The organism is Nocardiopsis sp. iso_238, assembly GCF_056173325.1.
Map to the genome: position 1 here is coordinate 687,842 of NZ_CM149668.1, position 21,636 is coordinate 709,477.

The window sequence follows — 21,636 nt, forward strand, 5'->3', positions numbered from 1 at the left end:
GCGGGGTCGCGTGCGCGTCGACGCCCGAGGTGCGGCGGCCCGCCGGACAATCCGGCTAACGGCCCCGTGCTCCCCGCCTCATGGCTACCGTGACCCTATGGCCACTCCTAACGAGTACGTCCCCACCCCCACCGAGGTCGTCGCGTCATGGATCCCGCATGACGCTCGCTGGGACAAACAGGCCCGCGCCGCCGCCCGCAGAGGCGTCACCGACCTGCGGCAGTACGTGGTCGGACTGGTCTCCGACTACCGCGACGGCGGTGTCGAGCTCACCGACGAGTACGACCGGCGGACCATCGACGCCGTCATCGAGGACGTGGAGATCGGCGGCGGTCTCGGCCGTGTGCGCTGGGACAGCGTCCAGGACGCGATGCTCACCCCGGACCGCTCCGGCGTCTGGTAGCTGTAGGCTCACAGGTTCGGCATCACCGACCCCCCGGGTCGTGGTGCGCGCTCATGGATCGGAACGAACCGGGCCCTCGCGGCGACCGGGGCGGGACCGCGCGCACGCGTGAGGTCGCGTCCTGTCCCGCCGAACCACGAGGTCCCCATGACCACGAACGATCCCTCAGCCGTGCCCGCCGACCCCGAGATCATCGCCGAACGGCGGGCGCTCAGCGACGCCCGCGCCGCTCTGCGCGGCATGCGCGAGACGGTCGACGCCACCGAGCTCCTGTTCGGAGACGCCGCCAAGGACAAGGTCACCGACGCCGCCCTGCGGCGCGGTCGCGAACGCCGCCTGGCCGCCCTGGCTGACGTCCCCGGCGCCCCCCTGTACTTCGGGCGGATGGACTTCGAGCCCGGCACCGTCTTCCTCGACGACACCCCCTCCGAACACCCCGACCGCGTCCACATCGGCCGCCGCCACGTCCATGACGGCCGGGGCCGCCCCGTGGTCCTGGACTGGCGCGCGCCGATCAGCGTCGCCTACTACCAGGCCTCTCCCAGCGACCGGATGGACGTGCGGGTCCGTCGGCGCTACGGGTTCGGCACCCTGACCGGCGAGGACGGTGAACCCGAGTCGGTCCTCACCGCGTTCGAGGACGAGGACCTCATGATCGGCCCGGACGCCCCCGAGGCCGCTCTGGGCGGCGAGCTCCTCAACTCCGAGATCGAGCGCCCCCGCACCGGTCCCATGCGCGACATCGTCGCCACCATCCAGCCGGAACAGGACGTCCTGGTCCGGGCCCCGTTGGAGACCACCCTGTGCGTCCAGGGTGCTCCCGGCACCGGCAAGACCGCCGTGGGCCTGCACCGCATCGCCTTCCTCCTGTACAGCGAACGCGAGCGCCTCTCTCGCTACGGTGTGGCGATCATCGGCCCCAACCGCTCGTTCCTCTCGTACATCCAGGACGTGCTCCCGGCCCTGGGCGAGGTGGACGTCCACCAGACCACCGTCAACGAGCTGCTCACCCGGGACCTGCCGGAGCGCCTGCGGCCCGCCCGGGGGTGGGTCCGCCGGACGGAGACCCCCGAGGCCGCGCGCACCAAGGGCTCCGCCGTCATGGCCGAGGTGCTCCGCCGCGACCTGTGGGCGCACCTGCGGACCCCGGAGGAGACCGTGATGGTCCGTCAGGGTTCGCGCCGCTGGCGGCTGTACCCGGAGGACCTGCGCCCGCTGCTGGACGAACTCGCGGAGCGCGGCGTGGCCTACGGGTCCGGCCGCGAACTCCTGTCCCACCGCATGGCGCACGCCGTCCTCACCCTGATGGAGGCCGAGGGCCAGGTCTGCGACGACCGCACCCACACCCGGGTGCGCCGGGACCCGGCGGTGCGCGCCGCCGTCACCGCACTGTGGCCCAAGGTGGACCCGCTCAGGATGGTGCTGGGGCTGCTCACCGACCCCGAGCGCCTGGCCCGCGCGGCGGAGGGCCTGCTCACGGCCGAGGAGCAGCGGGCCCTGCTCCTGCCGGGGAGCCCGCGCGGCCCGAAGTCGGCGCTCTGGTCGGAGGAGGACCTGGCCCTGGTGGACGAGGCCACGGCGCTGATCGAGCGCGTCCCGGGACTGGGGCACGTGGTCGTGGACGAGGCCCAGGACCTGAGCCCCATGCAGTGCCGGGCGATCGGCCGCCGGGCCGGGGCGGGTTCGCTCACGGTGCTCGGGGACATCGCGCAGGGCACCAGCCCCTCGGCGGCCCGCAACTGGACGACGCTGCTGGAACACCTCGGCAAGCCCACCGGTCACCTCCACGCCCTGAACCGGGGGTACCGCGTGCCGGCGCAGATCATCGACTTCGCCGCGCGGCTCCTGCCCTCCATCGCCCCGGGGCTGGGCGCGCCGGTCGCGGTCCGCCGATCCCCGGGCGCCCTCAGGCTGGTCCCGGCCGCCGAGGGCATCGCCCCGGCGCTGGCGGACTCCTGCCGGAGCGCGCTCGGGGGCGAGGGGTCGGTGGGCCTGATCGCCGCCGACCACCAGCTGCCGGAGCTGTGCGAGGCCCTGGCCGCCGAGGGGGTGGACGCCCCCCTCCTGGGTGATGCCGGGATGGACGGCGCCCGTCTGGTGGCGGTCCCGGCCAGCCTGGCCAAGGGCCTGGAGTTCGACACGGTGGTGGTGGCCGAACCCGCCGCGATCGTCGAGGCGGAGGAGCGCGGCGTGAACCGCCTCTACGTGGTCCTGACCCGTGCGGTGAGCTCCCTGCACGTGGTGCACACCCGCCCGCTCCCCGACCCCCTCGCCTGAACCCTTCGGAAGGTGTGTGCAACCCCGGGGCCGGTTCCGTCGTCGGATCTGGTGCGGACGGACGCGCGAAGGGGGAACAGCATGAGGGGTGTCGTCCTCGACGAACTGCGGGAACCGGTCGGGACCGGCGACGGGGCGTTCGACCGGCGGGTGCGGCGGGCCGTCGAACGCGGCTCCGCCGACGAGCTCGGGGCGCTGCACGCGGAGGCGGAGGAACGGTTCGGGGCCGACCACCCCGACGCCCTGACCCTGCGCGTGCACATGGCGCTGTGCCAGGAGCGGGAGGACGACCCGGCCGGGGCGGCGATCGCCCTCAGCGGCGCGGCCGGTCAGCTCTCGGACAGCGCCGGGCCCCTGCACCCGCACATGCTCGCCCTGCACGCGGAGATCGCGCGCCTGTGGGGCGAGTCCGACCTCACCGACCTGGCCGCCGACAGCTACGGCCGTCTGGCGGAGACGGTCGGGCAGGCCAGGGGAGCCGACGACCCGGGCGCGCTGGCCGCCTACGAACGCTTCGCCTGGTGGACGGGGAAGACCGACCGGGCCGCCGCGACCGTGGCGGCCTACGCCGAACTCCTCATCCGCCGGCGCCGGGCGCTCGGGCCCAACCACGAGGACGTCCTGGAGACCCGGGCGGAGCTGATCCGCTGGCACGCACGGGCGGGGGATCCGACCGGCGCCGCCCGGGCCTGCGCGGACCAGGTCGCCGCCCGGGAGCGGGTGCACGGACCGGGACACCCCGACACCCTGGCCGCCCGGGTCCAGCTCGTGCGCTGGCGGGCCGAGGCGGGCGACCACGAAGGGGCGGCCGGGGCCTGCGCGGACCTGCTCGCGGCGCGGGAGGCGGTCCAGCCCGCGCACCACAGGGAGGTCCTCAACACCCGGCGCCTGCTCGCCCACCACCGGACCGGGGCCGGTGACCTGCTCGCCGCCGAGCGCGACTACCGGGAGCTCCTCCCCGACCTGGAGCGCCACCTCCCGGCGGACCACCGCCTCACCCTGCTGGCCCGGGTCGGCCGGGCCCGTCTGCTGTTCCTGCTGGCGGAGACGGAGGCCGCGGGCGCCGAGGTGGAGGGGCTGACCGGTGACCTGGAGCGGATCCTGGGAGCCGAGCACGAGGCCACCGCGGAGGCCCGCTTCCTGGTGGCCGCCGCCCGGGTCACCACCGGTGACCTGGACAGGGCCCTCACGGAGGCCGAGGCGCTGCTTCCCGTCCTGCGGCGGCTGCACGGGGACGACCACCCCGCGACCCTCTTCGCCCGGGCGCTCGTCCTGGAGGCCCGGGGCGACTCCGAGGCGGTCGGCGTGCACAGGGAACTGCGGGAGCGCTGGGAACGGGAGCTGGGCCCGCTCCACCCGAACGTGCTCCTGGTGCGGCTGCGCCTGGCCGCCGAGGGCGACCTCCAGGGGGAGGAGGGACAGCGGCGGATCACCGCGCTGTTCGACGACTTCCGCCGGGCGCTGGGCCCCGACCACGGGCTGACCGTGATGTTCCGGGCCCTCGTCATCACCCTGCGCTCGGACGAGGCCACCGCCCTGGCGCGGCTGGCGGAACTCCACCGCGAGTGTGAGCGTGACCTGGGGCCGGACGCTCCCGGCACCCGGGCCGCGCTGGAGGCCTACACCGAGTGGCTCGGGTACGCGTGCGGGGGAGAGGAGCGCCGTTCCGCGTGAGAGACGCAGAGGGCGGGCGCGCCCCGGAGCCCCGGGAACCGGATCCGCGCGGACCCGGACCCCGGACCCCCGAACCGCGACGGCCCGGCCCCGGGGTTCCGCAGCCCCGCAGGCCGCGCCCCGACAGCCACCGGTCAGTTGGTCGGGTGCCCGGTGTCGTTGAGCTTGCGCGCGCGCTTCCACTGGCCTGGCACGGCACCGGCCGCCAGCAGCCACAGGGCCACGGTCAGCAGGTGGGCGCGTTCGGCCAGGCCCAGGGCGACCCCGGGCGATCCGTCCCCCGAGGAGGCGTACACCAGCGCGGCCAGGACGAGGACCACCGCGGCGGCCACCGCCTGGGCCAGCGTGATGAGCGCGAGGACCACCCAGGCGCGTTCCCCGGCCCGCCTGCGGTCCCAGGTCAGCGCCGCCGAGGCCAGCAGCGCGGCCAGGGTGGCGACCACGGCCAGCACGGGTTGGACGACCGTCGCCCCCCGGACCCCTTCCACCAGCGACTCCACCGTGCACGCGGCGTCCGTGGACACCACGCAGCGGCCGGGGAACAGGGAGGCCGCCAGCGAGGCCGCGCCGAACACGGCCATCGACCACCAGGAGAACGTCAGCCAGCGGCGCGGGCGCCGGGCGCCCAGGGCCAGACCCAGCCCGGCCGCGAGGATCACCAGGATCGCGGCGGTCCGGTGCGCGCTGTCGAGGAACTGTCCGAGCGTGGATTGGGGATCCGCGAGGGCCCCGGCGGGTGTGCCCGGTCCGGCGGGGAGGACGACCTCGACGGTCCACAGGCTGTAGACGATGGAGGCGACCACGGCGGCGACACGCCCGTCCCGGTGGTCCCAGTGCAGTGTCGCGGTGTTCGAGTAAGGCATCGCGCCCCCAGTGTCCGCAGCTGACTCGTGTATGACTCTCGGACGCGCCAGGGCGCCCGCACGTTCCGTCGTCGCGGGGACACGGGCCGTTCTGGGACCCTACGTCAGCCAACTCGCGGCGGCACTGTTATCCACGGGTGCGTGTTCGAGCGGCATCATCGTGGAACACCACGGGACACCGGCCGGTAGGTCCGGAGCCGCGGGGGTATCGACGACCTACGGAAGGGCGCACGTGATGAACGGCGCAGCCACGACACGATGGGTGATCGTGGGGGTGGACGGCACCGACTCCAGCAGGCACGCCCTGGAGTGGTCCGCGCACCAGGCCTCGCTCCGCGGTCTCGGGGTGCGGATCGTCGCCGCGGCGAACCCGCTGGCCACCGAGGACCTCGGAGTCTGGGGCGGTACGGGGGAACACACCGAGGACGGGCCGGGCGCGGGTGCCCGACGTCTGCTCGACCACGCCGGGGACTGGGCGTCCCGGCTGTTCCCCGAGCTCGCCGTGCAGACCCGCGTCTCCTTCTCGCGACCGGCGGAGGCGCTGCTCACGGAGACGGCCGACCCCGGGGCGGTGGCCGTGGTGGTGGGCTCGCGCGGGCTCAGCGGGATCGCCGCCGCCTTCGTGGGGTCGGTCGGCATCGAACTCGCGGCCCGCTCCCCGGTCCCGGTGATCGTGCTGCCCCGCGACCACGCGTCCGCGCACGGGGTCCGCAGCCGGGTGATCGTGGGGGTGGACGGCTCCGAACCCAGCCGCCACGCCCTGGAGTTCGCCTTCTCCCAGGCGGAGTTCGCCGACACCGATCTGGTCGCGGTGAGCGCCTGGCAGCCGCTGGTGGCCTTCGCGGCGGCCACCGGGCCGATCCCGCCCGAGCTGTTCGACGACGCCACCGCCGCGGAGGCGGCCCGGCACGCCCTGGACGAGGAGCTCACCGACCTGCGGCTGCTGCGCCCCGAGGTCCGCGTCCAGACGCGGGTGGTGCGCGCGCACCCGGTGGTCGCGCTCCTGGAGGAGGCCACCCCGGCGGATCTCGTCGTGGTGGGCTCGCGCGGGCGCGGCGGTTTCCGCGGGCTCCTGCTGGGTTCGGTGAGCCACTCGGTCCTGCACGGGGCCCGGGGGCCGGTCGCGATCGTCCGCTGATCCCGCCAGAGGTCTATTCCGGGGATTCGCGTCCCGCGTCCGTTGTGTGACGAACAGCACCGTGTGTCGCCTCGGGTCGCGGTCCTGCCCGCAGAACAGGGGAAAGCGGCTCCGAGCAGTGCCGGAGCGCGCCCCGCGCGGACACGTCGCGGCACGTACCTGAACCACCCGAATCCCCTGCTGTGCAGTGGAATCAGCCCCGTCGCGCCTACGCGTATAGACCATTGGCCTAGTCCAATTGGTCAGCTTCGGCACTCGTCGTTCATGATTCGAGGGATCTCGTAAGTGCGATGAGGAGCCGTTGTGACTGCTGACGTGGGTACTGATGTGGGCGCCGCCCCGACCAAGAACGAGGAACTCGCCTCCTGGGTTCGTGAGGTCGCGGAGCTCACCCAGCCGGACGAGGTCGTCTGGTGTGACGGCTCCGAGGAGGAGTGGACCCGCCTGACCGACCAGCTGGTCGAGCAGGGCACCTTCACCCGTCTCAACTCCGAGAAGCGCCCGAACAGCTTCTACTGCAAGTCGGACCCGACGGACGTCGCCCGGGTCGAGGACCGCACCTTCATCTGCTCCGAGCGTGCGGAGGACGCCGGTCCCACCAACAACTGGATCGCCCCCGACGAGATGCGCGCCACCTTCGGCGAGGTCTTCAAGGGCTCCATGCGCGGCCGCACCATGTACGTCGTGCCCTTCTGCATGGGCCCGCTGGGCGGGGACATCTCCCAGCTCGGCGTCGAGATCACCGACTCCGCCTACGTCGTCGTCTCCATGCGCATCATGGCCCGCATGGGCTCCGCCGCCCTGCGCCTGATCGAGGAGCGCGGCGAGTTCGTCAAGGCCGTCCACTCCGTCGGCGCCCCCCTGGAGCCCGGCCAGCAGGACGTCGCCTGGCCCTGCAACTCCACCAAGTACATCTCGCACTTCCCGGAGACCCGCGAGATCTGGTCCTACGGCTCCGGCTACGGCGGCAACGCCCTGCTCGGCAAGAAGTGCTACGCGCTGCGCATCGCCTCGGTGATGGCCCGCGACGAGGGCTGGCTGGCCGAGCACATGCTCATCCTCAAGGTGACCTCGCCCGCCGGGAAGTCCCACTACGTCGCCGCCGCCTTCCCGAGCGCCTGCGGCAAGACCAACCTGGCCATGCTCCAGCCGACCATCCCCGGATGGAAGGTCGAGACCGTCGGGGACGACATCGCCTGGATGCGCTTCGGCGCCGACGGCCAGCTGCGCGCCATCAACCCCGAGGCCGGCTTCTTCGGCGTCGCTCCCGGCACGGGCGCCAAGACCAACGCCAACGCGGTGGAGACCCTCTGGGGCAACAGCATCTTCACCAACGTCGCGCTCACCGAGGACGGCGACGTGTGGTGGGAGGGCCTGACCGAGGAGGCCCCGGCCAACCTCACCGACTGGAAGGGCCGTCCGTGGACGCCCGAGTCCGGTGAGCCCGCCGCCCACCCGAACTCCCGTTTCACCACCCCGGCCGGGCAGGCTCCGACCATCGCGGACGAGTGGGAGGACCCCGCGGGCGTCCCGATCTCCGCGATCCTCTTCGGTGGCCGCCGCGCCAGCGCGGTGCCGCTGGTGTCGGAGTCCTTCAGCTGGCAGCACGGCGTGTACCTGGGTGCCAACGTCTCCTCCGAGAAGACCGCGGCCCAGGAGGGCTCCGTCGGTGAGCTGCGCCGCGACCCGTTCGCGATGCTGCCCTTCTGCGGCTACAACATGGGCGACTACTTCGCCCACTGGGTGAAGGTCGGCAAGCAGGCCGACGCGTCCAAGCTGCCGAAGATCTTCTACGTCAACTGGTTCAAGAAGAACGCCGACGGCAAGATCGTGTGGCCGGGCTTCGGTGAGAACAGCCGCGTCATCAAGTGGGTCGTGGACCGCCTTGAGGGCGAGGCCGCCGCCGTCGAGACCCCGATCGGCTACCTGCCGACCGCCGACGGCATCGACACCGAGGGCCTGGACATCTCCGCCGAGGACATGGAGTTCGTCCTCGACGTCGACACCGACGTCTGGAAGCAGGAGGCCGCCCTGGTTCCCGAGTTCTTCAAGACCTTCGGTGACGACCTGCCCGCCGAGCTCTGGGACGAGTACCACGCGCTGCTGAGCCGTCTGGAGAAGTAGCGCCCTCCCGGCCGGTCCCCCTTCCGCGCGAACGGCCGGTCACCTCCCGAGAGGGGCGCGGGCACCACGGTGCCCGCGCCCCTCTTCGTCGTGTCCGGGCAGGTCATGACATAGGGGACAGATGCTGACAGGGCGTGGGCACGGCCCGGTGACGCTTTGTGTTTTTCCCGCTACCGGCGCGGCGCCGCGTGTTAAGGATGGTCCGTCCTCTGTCGAGAACCCCCCGGGAGCCTCCTTGCCCACGCTGTTCGTCGCCCTCGCCGTCCTGGTCGCCATGGTCGGAGGCGCCGCCCTGGTCGCCTGGCGGTTCCGGCTCTCCGGATCCTTCGCGGAGGGTGCGGTGGGTGTGGTCATCGCTCCCTGTGTGCTGTCCCTGTACCTCGTGGCGGCGGCGATGGCCGTGGTCATCGGCTGGGAGGACTACAAGTCGGCCGAGGACGACCTGATCTCCGAGGCCGGGGCGGCCCAGGCCCTGTACTGGAGCAGCACCGCGTTCCCCGGGGAGGAGGGCGAGGCCGTGCGCGGCCATCTGCGCACCTACCTGGAGACGGTGGTGGAGGACGACTGGCCGCTCATGGAGACCAAGGGGGAGCTCAGCCCCGGCGGTGACGACGATCTCGCCCTGCTGGCGGCGTCGGTGCGCGGCCTGTCGGTGTCCGACACCGGGGACGGGCTGGACCGCCTGACCGCCCGCCAGGAGGTCACCAAGCTCAGCGACGCGCGCAGCCAGCGCGCCGACGCGGCGGGGGACCAGATCCCGGCGGCCCTGTTGGCGGTGTCGGCCCTGACGGCCGTGGTCATCGCGGTGCTGCCGTTCGCCATGATCCGGAAGGGTTCCGGGGTGGCCTTCTTCTGGGCGGCGGTGAACCTGGTGTTCGTGTTCGGCACGATCGCGCTGCTGCTGTTCATGGGGAACCCGTACAACGGGGTTCTGGCCAACGACGCGGGCTCGATGGAGGAGGCCCTGGCGGGCTTCGACCGGTCCGACTCCACGCTGGAGCTCCCGTAGTCGACGCGGCCCGTCCCGCCGGGGTCATCCGGCGGGACGGGCCGCGTGTCACTCGGCGGAGAGGGTCGCCACGGCGCGGCCCCCGACGACCGAGGCGCCCGCCGCGACGATCGCGACGACCACCATCGTGCGCAGCGGGGTGAACGCCGAGGACGACGGCGACGCGACGGGCGGGCCCGCGTCCACCAGGAGCGCCTGGGCGGGCGGTGAGGACTCGGCGGGCGGTTCGGAGGCTTGGGCCTCCGGGGGTGTCTCGGCCGGGGCGGGTGCGGTGGGCTCCGCCTCGGGCTCCGGTTCGGTTGGGCCGGGCACGGTCGGTTCGGGCAGGGCCGGGGCCGCCTCGGGCACGGTCCGCTCGTGCGGCGGGGCGGGCTCCTCCACGGGAGGCGGCGCGGGCGGTGGGACCGGTGGGGCGGGTGGAGCTGGCGGGGGCTGGGGGCACGACGGAGCCTGACCCGTGTGGACGACCACGCGGACCCCGTTGGCGCACACCAGGACGTGCGATCCGGGCCGGACGTCGACGTGGGCGTCCGGGGTGTCCACCTGGGTGCCCGTGGGGCCGACGTCCACCTGGGACGTGCCGTCGTCGACGCGCACCCCCGACGGGCCGACACTGACGGAGGGGTCGGCCCGTTCGGCGAAGGCCGGGGCGGGGCCGCAGGCGAGCACGAGCGCGCCCGCCATCAGGGTGAGGAGCGACCAGGCCCGCCGGTGGGTGCCGGGGGCCGTCCTTCTCCGTGCGTGCCGGTGCCGGGGTGGTGACGGGGGTGGGGGCGGCGGCGAGAGGTTCCGTGACCGCCCGTGCTGAGGTCTGTTCACACGGTGATGCTACGGGGTGCGCGGGTTCCCCAGGGTGGAACCCGCAACCGCGCATGCTGACGCGGCCCAGGCCCTTCGTGCCTCCCACATCAGGAAGCTGGTGGCAGTATCAATAGTGATACTTCCTGTGCATGGGCAGCGTTGAGAAGATCCTCGTACGTATGCGGGATCAGCCGAAGTCGGTCCGCTTCACGGACCTCGCGAAGCTGTACGAGCACTACTTCGGTGCACACGGCAGAGTGGGACCTCGCGACGGGTGTACAGGATGCCCTGGTCGGGGGACCCGCGGGTGAATATTCAGAACGACCACGGCGCGGCGAAGGCCTATCAGGTGAGACAGGTTCTCGCTGCGATCGAGAGATGGGAGGGGAACGGTGAACAGATTCGAGCACTACGCCTACCGTGTCCAATGGTCGGCCGAGGACGAGTCCTATGTCGGGACCGTCGCCGAGTTCCCGTCCCTGTCCTGGGTCGCGCCGGAGAGCTCGGAAGCCTTCGCGGGCATCCGTCGGCTGGCTGCCGACACGGTCGAGGACATGATCTCTTCGGGTGAGAGTCCGCCGTTGCCGATCGGGGAACGGAACTACTCCGGAAAGTTCCAGGTCCGGGTTCCTCCGGAACTGCACCGCCAGCTCGTGATCGAGGCCGCGGAGCAGAACGTCTCACTCAATCGGTTGGCGGCCATGAGACTCGCGACGCGAGGCTGAACCTCGGGTGCGGGCTTACGGTGCCCGCACCCGCTTCGTGTGGCCGCCCGGCACCTAACGGCAGCTGATGAACTTGTTGACGAAGGTCTTGTTCTGCTCGTCCACCGCCATGCGGCCCTGGACGTTGCCGATGGGGGAGAGGTTGGCCGTGAAGCTCCGCGTCTGGCCCGCGCTGATGCTGAGGGTGGGGCCGTTGCGGGTGAGGCTGCCGAGCTGCGCGATGGAGAACTTGATGGTCAGCCGGGATCCGGTCGTCTTCTTGTAGGTGACCGTCGCGCTGTCGCACCCGGTGGTGCGCGTGGTCAGCGTGCCGTGTGTGATGGGGAGCGACTCGGTGGCCCGGGCGCCCACGCGGTCGGGGTCCTCCACGGTCGGGGCGTACTCGGGGTTCTCCTCCAGGAAGGCCTCCAGGCTCTCCACGTCCGCGCCGACCTCGAAGACGCCCTCGTCGGTGATGATGACCTCCTGGCTCTCCGTGCGTACCTGTCCCATCTCGGCGCTGGCGGTGCCGGGGACGAGCAGGACGGTGGCCGTGACCAGGGCGGTCAGCGCGGTGAACCGGGACGTCTTCTTCTGGCGGGGGGAAGCGTGGGGCACTTTGTCCTCCGGTGGTGGGTTCGCGCGGGGGTGCTGTGAACCTACCAACCGCCGACTCGGCGGACCAAGGCCTTTCGGCCCCGGGGCCATCAGTACCGCCCATCGGGGCGGGGGATGGGCGGGGGATGGGCGGGGCATGGGCGGGGGACGGGCGGGGCCCGGTGACGAGGTCGTCACCGGGCCCCGTTCTCTCGTCGGGTCAGGCCAGGATGCCGACGTGGTGGGTGAGGTTCTGGCCCAGGATCTCCAGGGCGTTCAGGCCCAGGAGGAGGGTGGAGCTGATGGCGGCGGCGGGCCATCCCCACCACCGGCGGGGCGCACGGTGGCGACCCCGGGGAAGCACGGGTTCCGGCTGGAACCGGGCGGCGGCCTGTTGGGCTTCCCGGGCTTCCCGGGCCGCGCGTTCGCGCTGTTGGCGGGCGACGTGCACCCAGTGCGGCACCGGACCGTGTTCGAGCATGTAGGCCACCCGGGGGTTGTCCTGCATCTGGCGGAGCAGTCGTTCCTGACGGGCCTGGTGCGACTCCGGTTCCTGGGGTGCCCCTGACGGAACTGGGACGCCCCAGGAAGGGGCGGACCCTCGCTTCGGGCGTGCGGCGGGGCGGGGGAAGCGGTGGCCTCGGGGCGCGGCCAGGACCGAGCGTACTTCCGTGCTGATCTGAGCGCTGCCGGTCACCGGGTACCCCCAACCGTGGTCAGGTCGGGGAGGGTGAACTCGGCCCAGATGACAGTGCCGATCCCGGCGCAGAACGGGAAGTCCAGCACCGGCCGGGTGCCCCACCTCGATGCCAGTTCACCGATCATGAGCAGGCCCCGGCCGCGTTCGGCCCGCTCCCAGTCCCTCCTTGTGCGACGGCGCGGGACCTTCGGGAAAGTGCTGCTGGTGGTGTCGGTTCGGGTGCCGTCGTCGATGATCGAGATCCGGACCGTTCCCGCCCTGGGCGTGTCCAGGGTCCGGACCACCCTGCCGTCGGGGTCCTGTCCGGAGCGTGAGTGCTCGCAGGCGTTGGCGAACATCTCGCTCACGCACAAGACCATGTCTTCCCTCGCCTCGGCCGGAAGGCTGGTCATCCGGCCGAGGTCCAAGGCGAGGTCGGCGCGAACCTGGCTGGTCTGGGAGAGCTGACCGGGGTAGACGCGGCACTCCCACCGGAGCTCGTCACTGGGTGGGCTGTTCGTGTGGTTGAGGGCATGGGTGTGCGGCACAATGGCCATGTCGGCAATTCGCTTTCTCTAACCAGGGGTGGTTGTCGGCCTGCTCTGGGGGTGTTGCTGCACCCGCCAGAGCTTTTTCATGGACTGGCTTCGGGGCCTCTCAGGCAGCGGGCGGAGGTTCCGGATCGCTCCGGTGAACACCGAGGTGGCGGTGGGCGAGCAGCCGCAGGAGTTCGGTGCGGTTGGGTGCGGTGATCCGCTCGTAGGGGTCCCCCTCACCGGTCCACCCCAGGGGGCGGCGGGCCACGAAGGTCTCGTTGGGGACCTGGCCCTCCACGGTCATGTTCCAGTGCTTGTGCAGTAGGGCGCAGAGCACGTGCTCCGGAACCGGCAGGGACTCCGGTTGGGGGTTGTTCTGTTTCGGGACCGGCCCCGGCACCGGCCTGTTGCCGGGTACCCGTGTGGGTGCGGGGTGGTCGTGGATGGCCTGGTCGATCAGCTGCATCGCCAGTTCGGCGTTGCTCTCCTCGCGAGCGGTCCGCAGGGCTTCCAGGACCAGGGGGAGGCGGTTGCGCAGGGTGTGGTTGTGCCACACGTCCACCTGAGCGGGAGTGAGATGGGCCGGGGCGGTCAGGGCGTCCTCGGCCACGGCCAACAAGTCCCGGGTGTCCACGTCCAACATCAGCACTCTCCCTCGATCCGGGTCCACGGGTTGTTGGTCAGGTCGTAGGAGAGGTGGAACCAGACCTGCCGAAACTTCGGGTTGCCGTTGTCTCCCCACCGGTCCGCCAACGCGTTGACCAGCCCCAAACCGATGCCCTGGCCGCTCCCCGGGCCCGATTCCGGGTCGAGCGTGTCCAGGTCAGTCGCGGTGAACGGGCCCGGTTCAAGGGGGAGGCGGCTGCCCTGGTCCTGGCAGGTCAGCGTCATCCCGGTCGCGCCCCGGTCCACGGTGAGTGTGTAGGTGCTGCCGTGCTCGCTTGACAGTGAGTGGGCGAGGGAGTTGTTGGCCAGTTCCGATCCGAGCAGGGTGAACAGGAACCGGTAGTCGGTGGAGCGTTCGGCTGCGCTGGTGTCCAGGAATGCCCGCACGAGGGGCATGAGGCCGGGGAGTCCGGCGAAGGCGTACTTGCGCTTGCGGAACGGGGTGCCCACCGTGCGGGAGAAGTAGTGGGCATGGAACGGCTTGATGAAGCTCGCCAGCGGGACCGTGGTCTCGCGGTGGGTCAGTTCGGGGGAGAACACGCTCACGTGGCCACCGCCAGACGCCGCAGCCCCGCCAGGACAGCCTCCAAGACCTGCATGGGGACGGAGTCGATCGGCCTCCTGGGCGAGGGGATCACTGGGCCACGAGAACGAGCAGTGGTGGTGCGGGGGTTGGCAGCGAAGGCCCGCACACGCGCGGCCTGCCTGGGACGACGGCGATGGAACGCCACGGACGCGAGATGGCACATGCATGCCAGCGCGGAGAGTTTCAGGGATCGGGGCGCCACGGCGCACACCTCCGGTACGAGATGCCGCCGGATGAGGGCGGCATAGACGATCGCGAATAACCATCATGCGATACGTGTCATGCTTTTCACAAGATGTGATTCGCACTTGGGTGATATGTCTGATTCCCGTTGGCTGGCCTATGATCAGGCAAGCTAGGAGGTGACACGTGGTGACCGATAGCAGGTACAGTCCGAGCGCCAGAAGACGCAGGTTGTCCGCTCTGCTTCGACGGATGCGCGAAGAGCGCAACCTCAAGATCGAGAGCGTGAACAAGCAGCTCGGCTGGTCGAGCGGCAAGCTGTCTCGCATGGAGCGCAACGAGTGGAAGCTCCCAAGCGTCCGCGACATGAAGGACTTGGCCGAGGTCTACGAACTCCCCACTGAGATGCGCGAGGCCATCGTGTCTCTGGCGAGCGAGTCCAGACGTCGAGGCTGGTGGGTCGACTTCAAGGATGTGCTTCGCGGAGGACTGGCAGACTTCGAGACAGGCGCCTCGATGATCCGCACCTACGAAGCACTGTTGATCCCAGGGCTGCTTCAGACTCCTGAGTACGCTGCCGCAGTGCTTCGAGGTAGTCGAGTGCTCAGCGATGGTGACATCGAGCGCAAGGTCGCGGGGCGACTCAAGAGACAAGAAATCCTCGCAGCTGAAGCCGCTCCAAGCGTGTGGGCGGTGATCGACGAAGCAGCCCTACGCAAGCGGGTCGGCGGGCCCGAAGTGATGTCAGCTCAGATCCGGCAGCTCATCGCCATCGCAGAGCGACCGAACATCGACATTCAAGTTCTTCGAGATGAGGCCGGTTCCCATGCTGCGATGGAAGGGTCCTTCATGCTCTTGGATTTCCCCGACCCAGCAGACCTACCCCTGGTGTACATAGAGACCGCGACAGAGGATCTGTACCTAGAGCAACCAGAGGCTATCCAAAACTACGTCGGCATCTTCGGGCATATATGCAGCTCGGCAGAGTCGCCGGAAGCCTCCATTCGGTGTCTGGAATCATTCATTTAGCAAGGACGACCATGCTTTCATCCACTGACCTGAACTTCCGAAAGTCGTCCTACAGCGGGCGAGGCGACAACTGCGTCGAGGTTGCCGACATCCCTGTTGGTGCAGCTGTTCGCGACACCCAGAACCGCGCGGCTGGTCACCTTGAGTTCCCGATGAGTGAGTGGGCAGCCCTCCTGCGTGCTTCCATCAAGTAGCCAAACACGAATAAGGCCCCCAGCCACGTTCTCTAGAACTCAAGCGAGCTGGGGGCCTTCGTCGTGCTGAACCTGAAAGTATCCTGCGGTCGCTGCTCCCAGCGCCCATTAACAGGGGAAGCAGACTCCACTGTCCGCAGGTGGACAGAGTCTCGGGGGGTTTCCTGAACATGAGGTGTGGAAGCGGGAAGGACTGAGTATGAGCCAGTCAGTGCCCCCACTCTCAGCGGAGGTCCCCAGGGATGCACCCCCACATCGACAAACTCAGCTTCCGCAAGTCCAGCCACAGCTCAGCGAAGGGCCAGGACTGCGTCGAGGTAGCCGACACCCCCGGTTTGTCTGCTGTCCGCGACACCCAGAACCGGGAGCTCGGCGCGTTGGCCTTCCCCTCCATCGAGTGGACAGCGCTTCTTCGCGTCTCTCAGTAGATCGAACGCAGAAGGCCCTGACCTCAGCGTCGGGGCCTTCTCGATGCCTCACCAGGGCACCCGCTTCCCTGTATTCCCGGCCCCTCAGAGCAGGCACAGGCTCCACTGTCCACAGCTGGACAGGGGGTCGGGACGTTCTTCTCTGCACACGGGGTGTGGAAGCGGGCAGGACTGTGTATGAGTCAGTCAGTGCCCCCATCTCCAGCGGAGGTCCCCAGGATGCACCCCTACATCGACGAACTCACCTTCCACAAGTCCAGCTACAGCGCTAACGCCAACGACTGCGTTGAGGTCGCCAGTTACCGCAAGTCGTCCTACAGCGGCACCGGAAACAACTGTGTAGAGGTGGCCGACCTCCCTGGTGAGCACCTGGTCCGCGACACCCAGAACCGCGACCTCGGCGCTTTGGGATTCACCGGGGCAGAGTGGGCCGCCGCCCTGCTGGCCATCACCGAATAGAGGCCCGCGTACAACGGGCCCACCAGGTAAGGAGACGGGGCGCCTGTTGGTGTTCGCGCGATCATGGTCTAGGGACTGAGGTCTCTGGTCACCCCTTCACATGCTGGTGCCACGCCTTCGCAGCGTCCAACATGGCCACCAACCACTCCTCACCAGGACGTAGCTTCGTATAGTGCCGGTGCATCCGCACCTGCGCTCGTGCGAACGTCACCAACACCTCTTGATCAAGGTGTTTCCACACCGACGATGCCGCAAGAAGCTTCTCCACGTCTGCCGGGGTCTGCTCAGCCGACACCAGCTGCACAGCCAACCCCGAAGGTGTCACGACCGCTGATGCCCGGGTCGGCCACGCCCAGTCGAGCACCCACAACCTGTCGTTCGTGTCGATGACGATGTTGTGCGGGTGGAGGTCCGCGTGGGTGAGGTGGTCACCGCGGACCGCATGGACTTCCTCACCCGATAGGGCCCTGTCCCACCGGGTTTCCACCCACGGCCGTGCCACGTCGGGGAGCGGGAGACCAACGATCCGGTCCATGGCCTCCACGAGTCGCGGCAGGTCCGGGGAACCAGGTGCGTAGTCGGTGGGACGGGCGTCGATGACCTCGAACCCCAGCACGAACCATCCGTCCCCCCGGGCCTGCCACAGCAGTCGGGGAGCCAACCCGCCCAAGTGAGGGTTGATCTGCCCCTCACGCTCCACCTCTTCAAGAAGCCCGCCCGGCCGGTCCGGGACGGCCTTCACGAACACCCGACCGTGTTTGCCGGTGACCATGGCGGTGGTCGCGGTGCTGTGTCCCGGGGTTGGCTCCACATGGTCGATGCGGCCGGTGTGAGGGGCGATAAGTCGTGCGAGCTGCTTGTGCATCCTGGCTTTCCATTAGTGGCGAGGAGGGCATAGGACATCGTGGCCAAACAGCTCGTGCTCTTCCGTAACATCCCGATGTCGGATTCCCGGATGCTGGCCGAGGCACTGGCCAGTGTTCGAGAGTCGTTCAGCAAACACAACCTCGCTCGCGTGTACGCGGCCTTGGCCCCCTGGAAGGGCATGAACCCTCGATGCCACTGATGGAGATTGAGCGCAAACGTAAGTTGGAGAATCGCGAGCTCCTGGAACAGCGGCTGGAACAGTCGGGGTTCGTCGCGATGGAGCCGACGGTGGAGGTCGATACCTACTACAGCAGGCCCGACGTCGACTTCCTGGTCACGGTCGAGTGCCTGCGGGTCCGTGAACGTGACGGTGGGTGCGAGGTCACCTACAAGCCCGCCTCCGATTCCACCACCCACAGCACCACGGGTGTCATCGCCAAGCAGGAGACGAACGTGGCCCTGGCGGACACTGCCCAGGTCGCACACGCCCATGCTCTGCTGGAGGCGTTGGGCATGGTCCGGCTGGCCCGGGTGGAGAAGTCGCGCACCTGCTACCGCGACTCCGGGCAACCGGAGCTCTCGGTGGTGGTGGACACGGTCACGGGCCTGGGATCGTTCGTCGAGACCGAAATCGTCTCCGAAGGCTCTCGCCAGGAGGCCGTGCGGCAACTCGAAGAGATCGAACAACTCCTGGAGCTGGGCCCCCACCCGGTGGTGACCTCGCCCTACCGGGACCTGCTGTTGAGCGCCCAAGCGAACGAGGACGCGGTGCGCACCTCTGTGTCCTGACCCGTCGTTGATGACGTGACCGGGTGGGGAAGTGGCTGGGCCCTCCGCAGGAGGCCAGAGGCAGAACCGCGAGCTCGGCCACCTCCTGTTCAGCGCGACTGAGTGGCAGGCAGCGCTGAGCACGGTCGGCGTCCCTCCCGGGGTGAGGGTGGTGACCAGGGGTTGCCGTGGCCAGCGCAGATGGTGTGGATCCTGGTACTCGGTCCTCCCCTGGCGGAGCCGCCACATGAGTTCGCCCGGCCAGCAAAGCACCAGGCCAGGGGACTCCGCCGCCAACCGCAACGCTTCCGCATGGACCCCCTGTTGTGACCAGATCGGTCATCTTGTGACCAATATGGTCACACATGCGATAGGGTCTCCCCATGGTGAAACCGAACAGTGAGCAGATCGACGCTCAGATCGTGGACCGGGCGGCGGGCCTGTTCGCCCGCCACGGCTTCGAGAACACATCAGTCCAACAGATCGCTGACGCGACCGGATACTCCAAGGCCGGGATCCTGCGCCGCTTCGCCACCAAGGACGCGCTCTACGAGGCGGCCATCTCCGCGATAAGCCGGGCGGTGACCGCCGTCACCGCCGAGGTGGAGACCCTCCCCGCAGGCGAGGAGCGGGACCAGGGCCTGGTGGCCGGGTTCGTGGACCTCACGTTCCAGTGGCCAGGCGTGAGCACGCTGTCCTTGGGCCTGATCGACATCGATCCGAACGACGCGCCCGCGGAGCTCCTCGCCTGCGGGGAAGCCGTCACGCGCGCCTTCGGGATCGACTGGGCCCCCTCCGACGAGGAACGCCAGATCCGGGTGATCAGCGCTGCCGCCTTGCTCACCCACGCCTGCCTGACCGCCGTGCGCGTCGGCCGTGAGCGGGAATGGCGACCCACGATCATCGCCACAGCCCTCGATGCCCTTGGCCACTGAACGGCGTCGCCACCACTCGGCCGCGGAACCAGAAGGGAACAACCTGATGCGTCTTGTTCGCAGTTTCCTGGACGTCCTCAGAGAGCATGGGAGAACCTACGTCCTTCTCAATATCGCCGTCTACGGCCTGTTGGGAGTGACGATGGCCGTGACAGCCCTCTTCGGGTTGCAGGAGAGGGGACTCGAACGCGCCCAAGCCTTCCTGGACCTGCCCGGCCCCGCGGACTTCGTGGTCACCGCCTACGTGAACGGCGACTTCGTGTCGGCTGCCCTAGGCACGTTCATCTTCAACCTCACCTTTGCCGCCCTGCTCACGACCACGATTCCCTCGCTCGTCATCCCGTTCTTCGGGGTCGTCGCCACGGTCTACCGAGCCATGGAGATCGGCATGTGGCTCACCCCGACATCCTCGGACGCCGCCATCGCCCTCATCCCCCATATCCCCGTCCTGATCATCGAATTCCAGGCCTACATCCTGGCGGCGCTCGGCGCGATCATTCTTTGGCGATCGACCCTCGGGTACCAGCGACTCGGACTGCCGTCCAAACGGGCGGGGTACCGGGCGGGCCTCGGCGTCAACCTGCGCCTCTATCCCGTCATCGTCCTGGTGCTCTTCGTCATCGCCGTCTTCGAGGCGTGGGAGGTCATCTACCTCATGCCCCTGCTCCACTGACCCGACACGGAACGCTCGAACTCGCGGAGCCGCCGGAGGCAGGAGTGGACCGCGCACTCGTTCACATCCCGGGTGGGCAGGCGCGTGCGTCCCGGGCGGTCGCGGCCCGCTACGACAGGCGGGCCGCGATCTTCGATGGGACCGCAGCGCCCAGGTGTACTGCTCCAGCCCGACTGGGAGGGCATGCGGCAGCTGCTCGCCGCCGCATGCCCGGGGCCGCCGAACCTGGTGGACGGGCTGTCAGGCGGTGCGGTAGCCAGCCATGATCGAGGCCGGGAAGCGGCTGCCTGCGGAGCCTTGGGGGAGGACTTCCCGGATACCGGCCAGATCGGTCTCGGTGAGTTCCACGTCGGTGGCGCCGACGTTCTCCTCCAGACGTGCGGCGCTGCGGGTGCCCGGGATCGGGGCGACGTCCTCGCCCTGGGCGAGCAGCCAGGCCAGAGCGAGCTGGGCGGGGGTGATGCCCCGGGCGGCGGCGAGCTTACGGAGCTGCTCGGCGGCGTTCAGGTTGTAGGCGTAGTTCTCGCCCTGCCAGCGCTCGTCCCAGCGGCGCATGTCGCCCTCGGGATACTCGTCGGCGGGCCTGACCACGCCGGAGAGAAAGCCGCGGCCGAGCGGCGAGTACGGCACCAGGCCGATCCCCAGTTCCCGCAGGACCGGCAGGATCTCGTCCTCCACCTCGCGTTCGAAGACCGAGTACTCATACTGAAGGGCTGTGACCGGGGTGACGGCGTGGGCGCGGCGGATGTACTGCGGGCCGACGTTACTCAGGCCGAAGTACCGCACCTTGCCCTCGGTGATCAGGTCACCGACAGCGCCAGCGACCTCCTCGGCCGGTACGTCGGGGTCGGAGATGTGCTGGTAGAAGAGGTCGATGGAGTCGGTCTGGAGGTAGCGCAGGCTGTTCTCGGCGACCTCGCGGATGTTCTCGGGGCGGCTGTTGACACCGCTCCCGGGCGTCTCGCCGGTCATGTCGAAGCCGAACTTGGTGGCCAGGATGACCTCGTCGCGGAAGTCCTTGACCGCGCTGCCGAGCAGCGTCTCGTTGCTGCCGGTGCCTCGGCCGTACATCTCGGCGGTGTCGAAGAAGTCGACGCCGAGTTCGCGGGCGCGGTGGATGGTGGAGATGCCGTCCTCGTCGTTCGAGGGGCCGTAGGCCATGGACATCCCCATCACGCCCAGTCCGAGCGCGGAGACGCGTAGTCCCTGCTGTCCCAGGCTTCGGTGCTGCATGCAATCGCTCCTCGTGTCGTGTCGGCACCCCGCAGCCGACCAAACCAAACTGTTTGGTGTGACCCTACGCCCGTCCGGAGCGCAACGCAATACCGAACGGTTCGGTCGCCTATCCTGGGCTCATGCCTTCCTCCACCAACCCCGGCCAGACCCCGGACGCCGCCATCGCGGGTGAGTCCGCCGACTCCACGCGCCAGCGGATCGTCGCCGCGGCCAAGGAGGAGTTCGCCCGGCACGGGATCGCCGGTGCCCGCGTGGACCGCATAGCCAAGCAGGCCAGGACGAGCAAGGAACGTGTCTACGCCTACTTCCGCAGCAAGGAAGCCCTTTACGCGCACGTCGCCGAACGCGAGACGACCGCACTCGTCGAGGCGACGCAGCTGGACCCGACCGACCTGCCCGGTTATGTCGGCACCCTCTTCGACCATTTCACGGCACGTCCGGACCACTACCGCCTGATCATGTGGGGCCGCCTGGAGCAGGTCGAGCCCGCAGGCAGCGCCGCCAGCCGCCTCCAGGCCACGGTCGCGGGCAAGCTCGACCAACTCCGCGACGCTCAGCGCGCCGGGTCGCTCGACCCGGCCTGGGACCCGGTCGACGTCCTCGCCCTGATCAACCAGATCGCCATGACCTGGGCGGGTCAGCCCGAAATCGCCGCCGCTGCCGCGGGCCAGGCGGCGGCCCCCTCCGTCGCCGCCCGCCGCGCCGCACTGGTGGCCGCCGTCGAGCGCATGTTCCCTCGCGCGGGCTGAGAACAACGCTCGCACCGTTCGGGTTTGACGCACACCTCGGATGCGTCCGTCGAAGATG

Annotated in this window: 25 protein-coding genes; 16 read left to right on the top strand and 9 right to left on the bottom strand. The window is 69.8% G+C overall.

What is annotated here, in order from left to right:
• The first annotated feature begins 97 nt into the window (after positions 1-97).
• The 3 genes from AC0VYL_RS03085 to AC0VYL_RS03095 all read left to right on the top strand — a co-directional run bounded on the left by AC0VYL_RS03085 (position 98) and on the right by AC0VYL_RS03095 (position 4,354).
• Complete coding sequence (locus AC0VYL_RS03085; RefSeq protein WP_475458938.1) at positions 98-403, top strand: hypothetical protein; 306 nt, start codon at positions 98-100, stop codon at positions 401-403.
• A 147-nt stretch (positions 404-550) separates the two neighbouring features.
• A complete protein-coding gene (locus tag AC0VYL_RS03090; RefSeq protein ID WP_475482264.1) occupies positions 551-2,680 on the top strand; it encodes a HelD family protein in 2,130 nt (709 codons plus the stop codon).
• A gap of 81 nt (positions 2,681-2,761) precedes the next feature.
• Positions 2,762-4,354, top strand: a complete 1,593-nt coding sequence (locus AC0VYL_RS03095) for a tetratricopeptide repeat protein (protein WP_475482265.1) — start codon at positions 2,762-2,764, stop codon at positions 4,352-4,354.
• Between the two features lie 134 nt (positions 4,355-4,488).
• Here the strand turns inward: AC0VYL_RS03095 and AC0VYL_RS03100 are convergent, their stop codons facing one another.
• Positions 4,489-5,217: a DUF998 domain-containing protein gene (locus AC0VYL_RS03100; RefSeq protein WP_475482266.1), complete on the bottom strand. Its 729-nt coding sequence runs from the start codon at positions 5,215-5,217 to the stop codon at positions 4,489-4,491.
• 235 nt (positions 5,218-5,452) lie between these two features.
• On the opposite strand from AC0VYL_RS03100, the gene AC0VYL_RS03105 reads away from it, so the two are divergent.
• The 3 genes from AC0VYL_RS03105 (at position 5,453) to AC0VYL_RS03115 (ending at position 9,488) form a co-directional block, all read left to right on the top strand.
• Entirely contained in the window at positions 5,453-6,355 is a 903-nt protein-coding gene (locus tag AC0VYL_RS03105; RefSeq protein WP_475458947.1) for a universal stress protein, read from the top strand.
• A gap of 315 nt (positions 6,356-6,670) precedes the next feature.
• Positions 6,671-8,479 (top strand): phosphoenolpyruvate carboxykinase (GTP), encoded by a 1,809-nt coding sequence (locus AC0VYL_RS03110; protein ID WP_475483455.1) that lies wholly within the window; start codon positions 6,671-6,673, stop codon positions 8,477-8,479.
• Between the two features lie 235 nt (positions 8,480-8,714).
• A complete protein-coding gene (locus tag AC0VYL_RS03115; protein WP_475458950.1) occupies positions 8,715-9,488 on the top strand; it encodes a bestrophin-like domain in 774 nt (257 codons plus the stop codon).
• Between the two features lie 48 nt (positions 9,489-9,536).
• Here the strand turns inward: AC0VYL_RS03115 and AC0VYL_RS03120 are convergent, their stop codons facing one another.
• On the bottom strand, positions 9,537-10,172 hold the full coding sequence (locus AC0VYL_RS03120; protein WP_475482268.1) for a hypothetical protein: 636 nt from the start codon (positions 10,170-10,172) through the stop codon (positions 9,537-9,539).
• A gap of 509 nt (positions 10,173-10,681) precedes the next feature.
• Here AC0VYL_RS03120 and AC0VYL_RS03125 point away from each other — a divergent pair.
• Complete coding sequence (locus tag AC0VYL_RS03125; RefSeq protein ID WP_475482269.1) at positions 10,682-11,014, top strand: type II toxin-antitoxin system HicB family antitoxin; 333 nt, start codon at positions 10,682-10,684, stop codon at positions 11,012-11,014.
• A gap of 54 nt (positions 11,015-11,068) precedes the next feature.
• On the opposite strand, the gene AC0VYL_RS03130 is transcribed toward AC0VYL_RS03125, so the two are convergent.
• The 5 genes from AC0VYL_RS03130 to AC0VYL_RS03150 all read right to left on the bottom strand — a co-directional run bounded on the left by AC0VYL_RS03130 (position 11,069) and on the right by AC0VYL_RS03150 (position 14,017).
• Complete coding sequence (locus tag AC0VYL_RS03130; protein WP_475458957.1) at positions 11,069-11,611, bottom strand: hypothetical protein; 543 nt, start codon at positions 11,609-11,611, stop codon at positions 11,069-11,071.
• Positions 11,612-11,810: 199 nt separating this feature from the next.
• Entirely contained in the window at positions 11,811-12,098 is a 288-nt protein-coding gene (locus AC0VYL_RS03135) for a hypothetical protein (protein ID WP_475482270.1), read from the bottom strand.
• Positions 12,099-12,283: 185 nt separating this feature from the next.
• On the bottom strand, positions 12,284-12,826 hold the full coding sequence (locus tag AC0VYL_RS03140; protein WP_475482271.1) for an ATP-binding protein: 543 nt from the start codon (positions 12,824-12,826) through the stop codon (positions 12,284-12,286).
• A gap of 100 nt (positions 12,827-12,926) precedes the next feature.
• On the bottom strand, positions 12,927-13,448 hold the full coding sequence (locus AC0VYL_RS03145; RefSeq protein ID WP_475482272.1) for a hypothetical protein: 522 nt from the start codon (positions 13,446-13,448) through the stop codon (positions 12,927-12,929).
• Entirely contained in the window at positions 13,448-14,017 is a 570-nt protein-coding gene (locus AC0VYL_RS03150) for an ATP-binding protein (RefSeq protein WP_475482273.1), read from the bottom strand. Before AC0VYL_RS03150 ends, AC0VYL_RS03145 begins: the two co-directional genes overlap by 1 nt.
• 412 nt (positions 14,018-14,429) lie before the next feature.
• Here AC0VYL_RS03150 and AC0VYL_RS03155 point away from each other — a divergent pair, with 412 nt between their 5' ends.
• The 4 genes from AC0VYL_RS03155 (at position 14,430) to AC0VYL_RS03170 (ending at position 16,350) form a co-directional block, all read left to right on the top strand.
• Positions 14,430-15,269 (top strand): helix-turn-helix domain-containing protein, encoded by an 840-nt coding sequence (locus tag AC0VYL_RS03155; RefSeq protein ID WP_475482274.1) that lies wholly within the window; start codon positions 14,430-14,432, stop codon positions 15,267-15,269.
• Between the two features lie 11 nt (positions 15,270-15,280).
• On the top strand, positions 15,281-15,463 hold the full coding sequence (locus AC0VYL_RS03160) for a DUF397 domain-containing protein (RefSeq protein ID WP_475483456.1): 183 nt from the start codon (positions 15,281-15,283) through the stop codon (positions 15,461-15,463).
• Positions 15,464-15,705: 242 nt separating this feature from the next.
• Complete coding sequence (locus AC0VYL_RS03165) at positions 15,706-15,891, top strand: DUF397 domain-containing protein (RefSeq protein ID WP_475482275.1); 186 nt, start codon at positions 15,706-15,708, stop codon at positions 15,889-15,891.
• Between the two features lie 219 nt (positions 15,892-16,110).
• On the top strand, positions 16,111-16,350 hold the full coding sequence (locus tag AC0VYL_RS03170) for a DUF397 domain-containing protein (protein WP_475482276.1): 240 nt from the start codon (positions 16,111-16,113) through the stop codon (positions 16,348-16,350).
• Positions 16,351-16,438: 88 nt separating this feature from the next.
• On the opposite strand, the gene AC0VYL_RS03175 is transcribed toward AC0VYL_RS03170, so the two are convergent.
• Positions 16,439-17,215: a protein kinase gene (locus AC0VYL_RS03175; RefSeq protein ID WP_475482277.1), complete on the bottom strand. Its 777-nt coding sequence runs from the start codon at positions 17,213-17,215 to the stop codon at positions 16,439-16,441.
• A 39-nt stretch (positions 17,216-17,254) separates the two neighbouring features.
• Between AC0VYL_RS03175 and AC0VYL_RS03180 the strand changes: the two genes are divergently transcribed.
• The 4 genes from AC0VYL_RS03180 (at position 17,255) to AC0VYL_RS03195 (ending at position 19,593) form a co-directional block, all read left to right on the top strand.
• Positions 17,255-17,416: a hypothetical protein gene (locus tag AC0VYL_RS03180; protein ID WP_475482278.1), complete on the top strand. Its 162-nt coding sequence runs from the start codon at positions 17,255-17,257 to the stop codon at positions 17,414-17,416.
• A complete protein-coding gene (gene cyaB, locus AC0VYL_RS03185) occupies positions 17,407-18,006 on the top strand; it encodes a class IV adenylate cyclase (RefSeq protein WP_475482279.1) in 600 nt (199 codons plus the stop codon). The genes AC0VYL_RS03180 and cyaB overlap by 10 nt, the downstream gene beginning before the upstream one ends.
• A 362-nt stretch (positions 18,007-18,368) precedes the next feature.
• Positions 18,369-18,920 carry a TetR/AcrR family transcriptional regulator gene (locus AC0VYL_RS03190; RefSeq protein WP_475482280.1) on the top strand — a complete coding sequence of 184 codons (552 nt, stop codon included), beginning with the start codon at positions 18,369-18,371 and terminating at the stop codon, positions 18,918-18,920.
• Between the two features lie 142 nt (positions 18,921-19,062).
• Positions 19,063-19,593: a hypothetical protein gene (locus AC0VYL_RS03195; RefSeq protein ID WP_475482281.1), complete on the top strand. Its 531-nt coding sequence runs from the start codon at positions 19,063-19,065 to the stop codon at positions 19,591-19,593.
• 240 nt (positions 19,594-19,833) lie between these two features.
• On the opposite strand, the gene AC0VYL_RS03200 is transcribed toward AC0VYL_RS03195, so the two are convergent.
• Complete coding sequence (locus tag AC0VYL_RS03200) at positions 19,834-20,826, bottom strand: aldo/keto reductase (RefSeq protein WP_475482282.1); 993 nt, start codon at positions 20,824-20,826, stop codon at positions 19,834-19,836.
• A gap of 122 nt (positions 20,827-20,948) precedes the next feature.
• Here AC0VYL_RS03200 and AC0VYL_RS03205 point away from each other — a divergent pair, with 122 nt between their 5' ends.
• Positions 20,949-21,578 carry a TetR/AcrR family transcriptional regulator gene (locus AC0VYL_RS03205; protein ID WP_475482283.1) on the top strand — a complete coding sequence of 210 codons (630 nt, stop codon included), beginning with the start codon at positions 20,949-20,951 and terminating at the stop codon, positions 21,576-21,578.
• Positions 21,579-21,636: the final 58 nt, after the last annotated feature.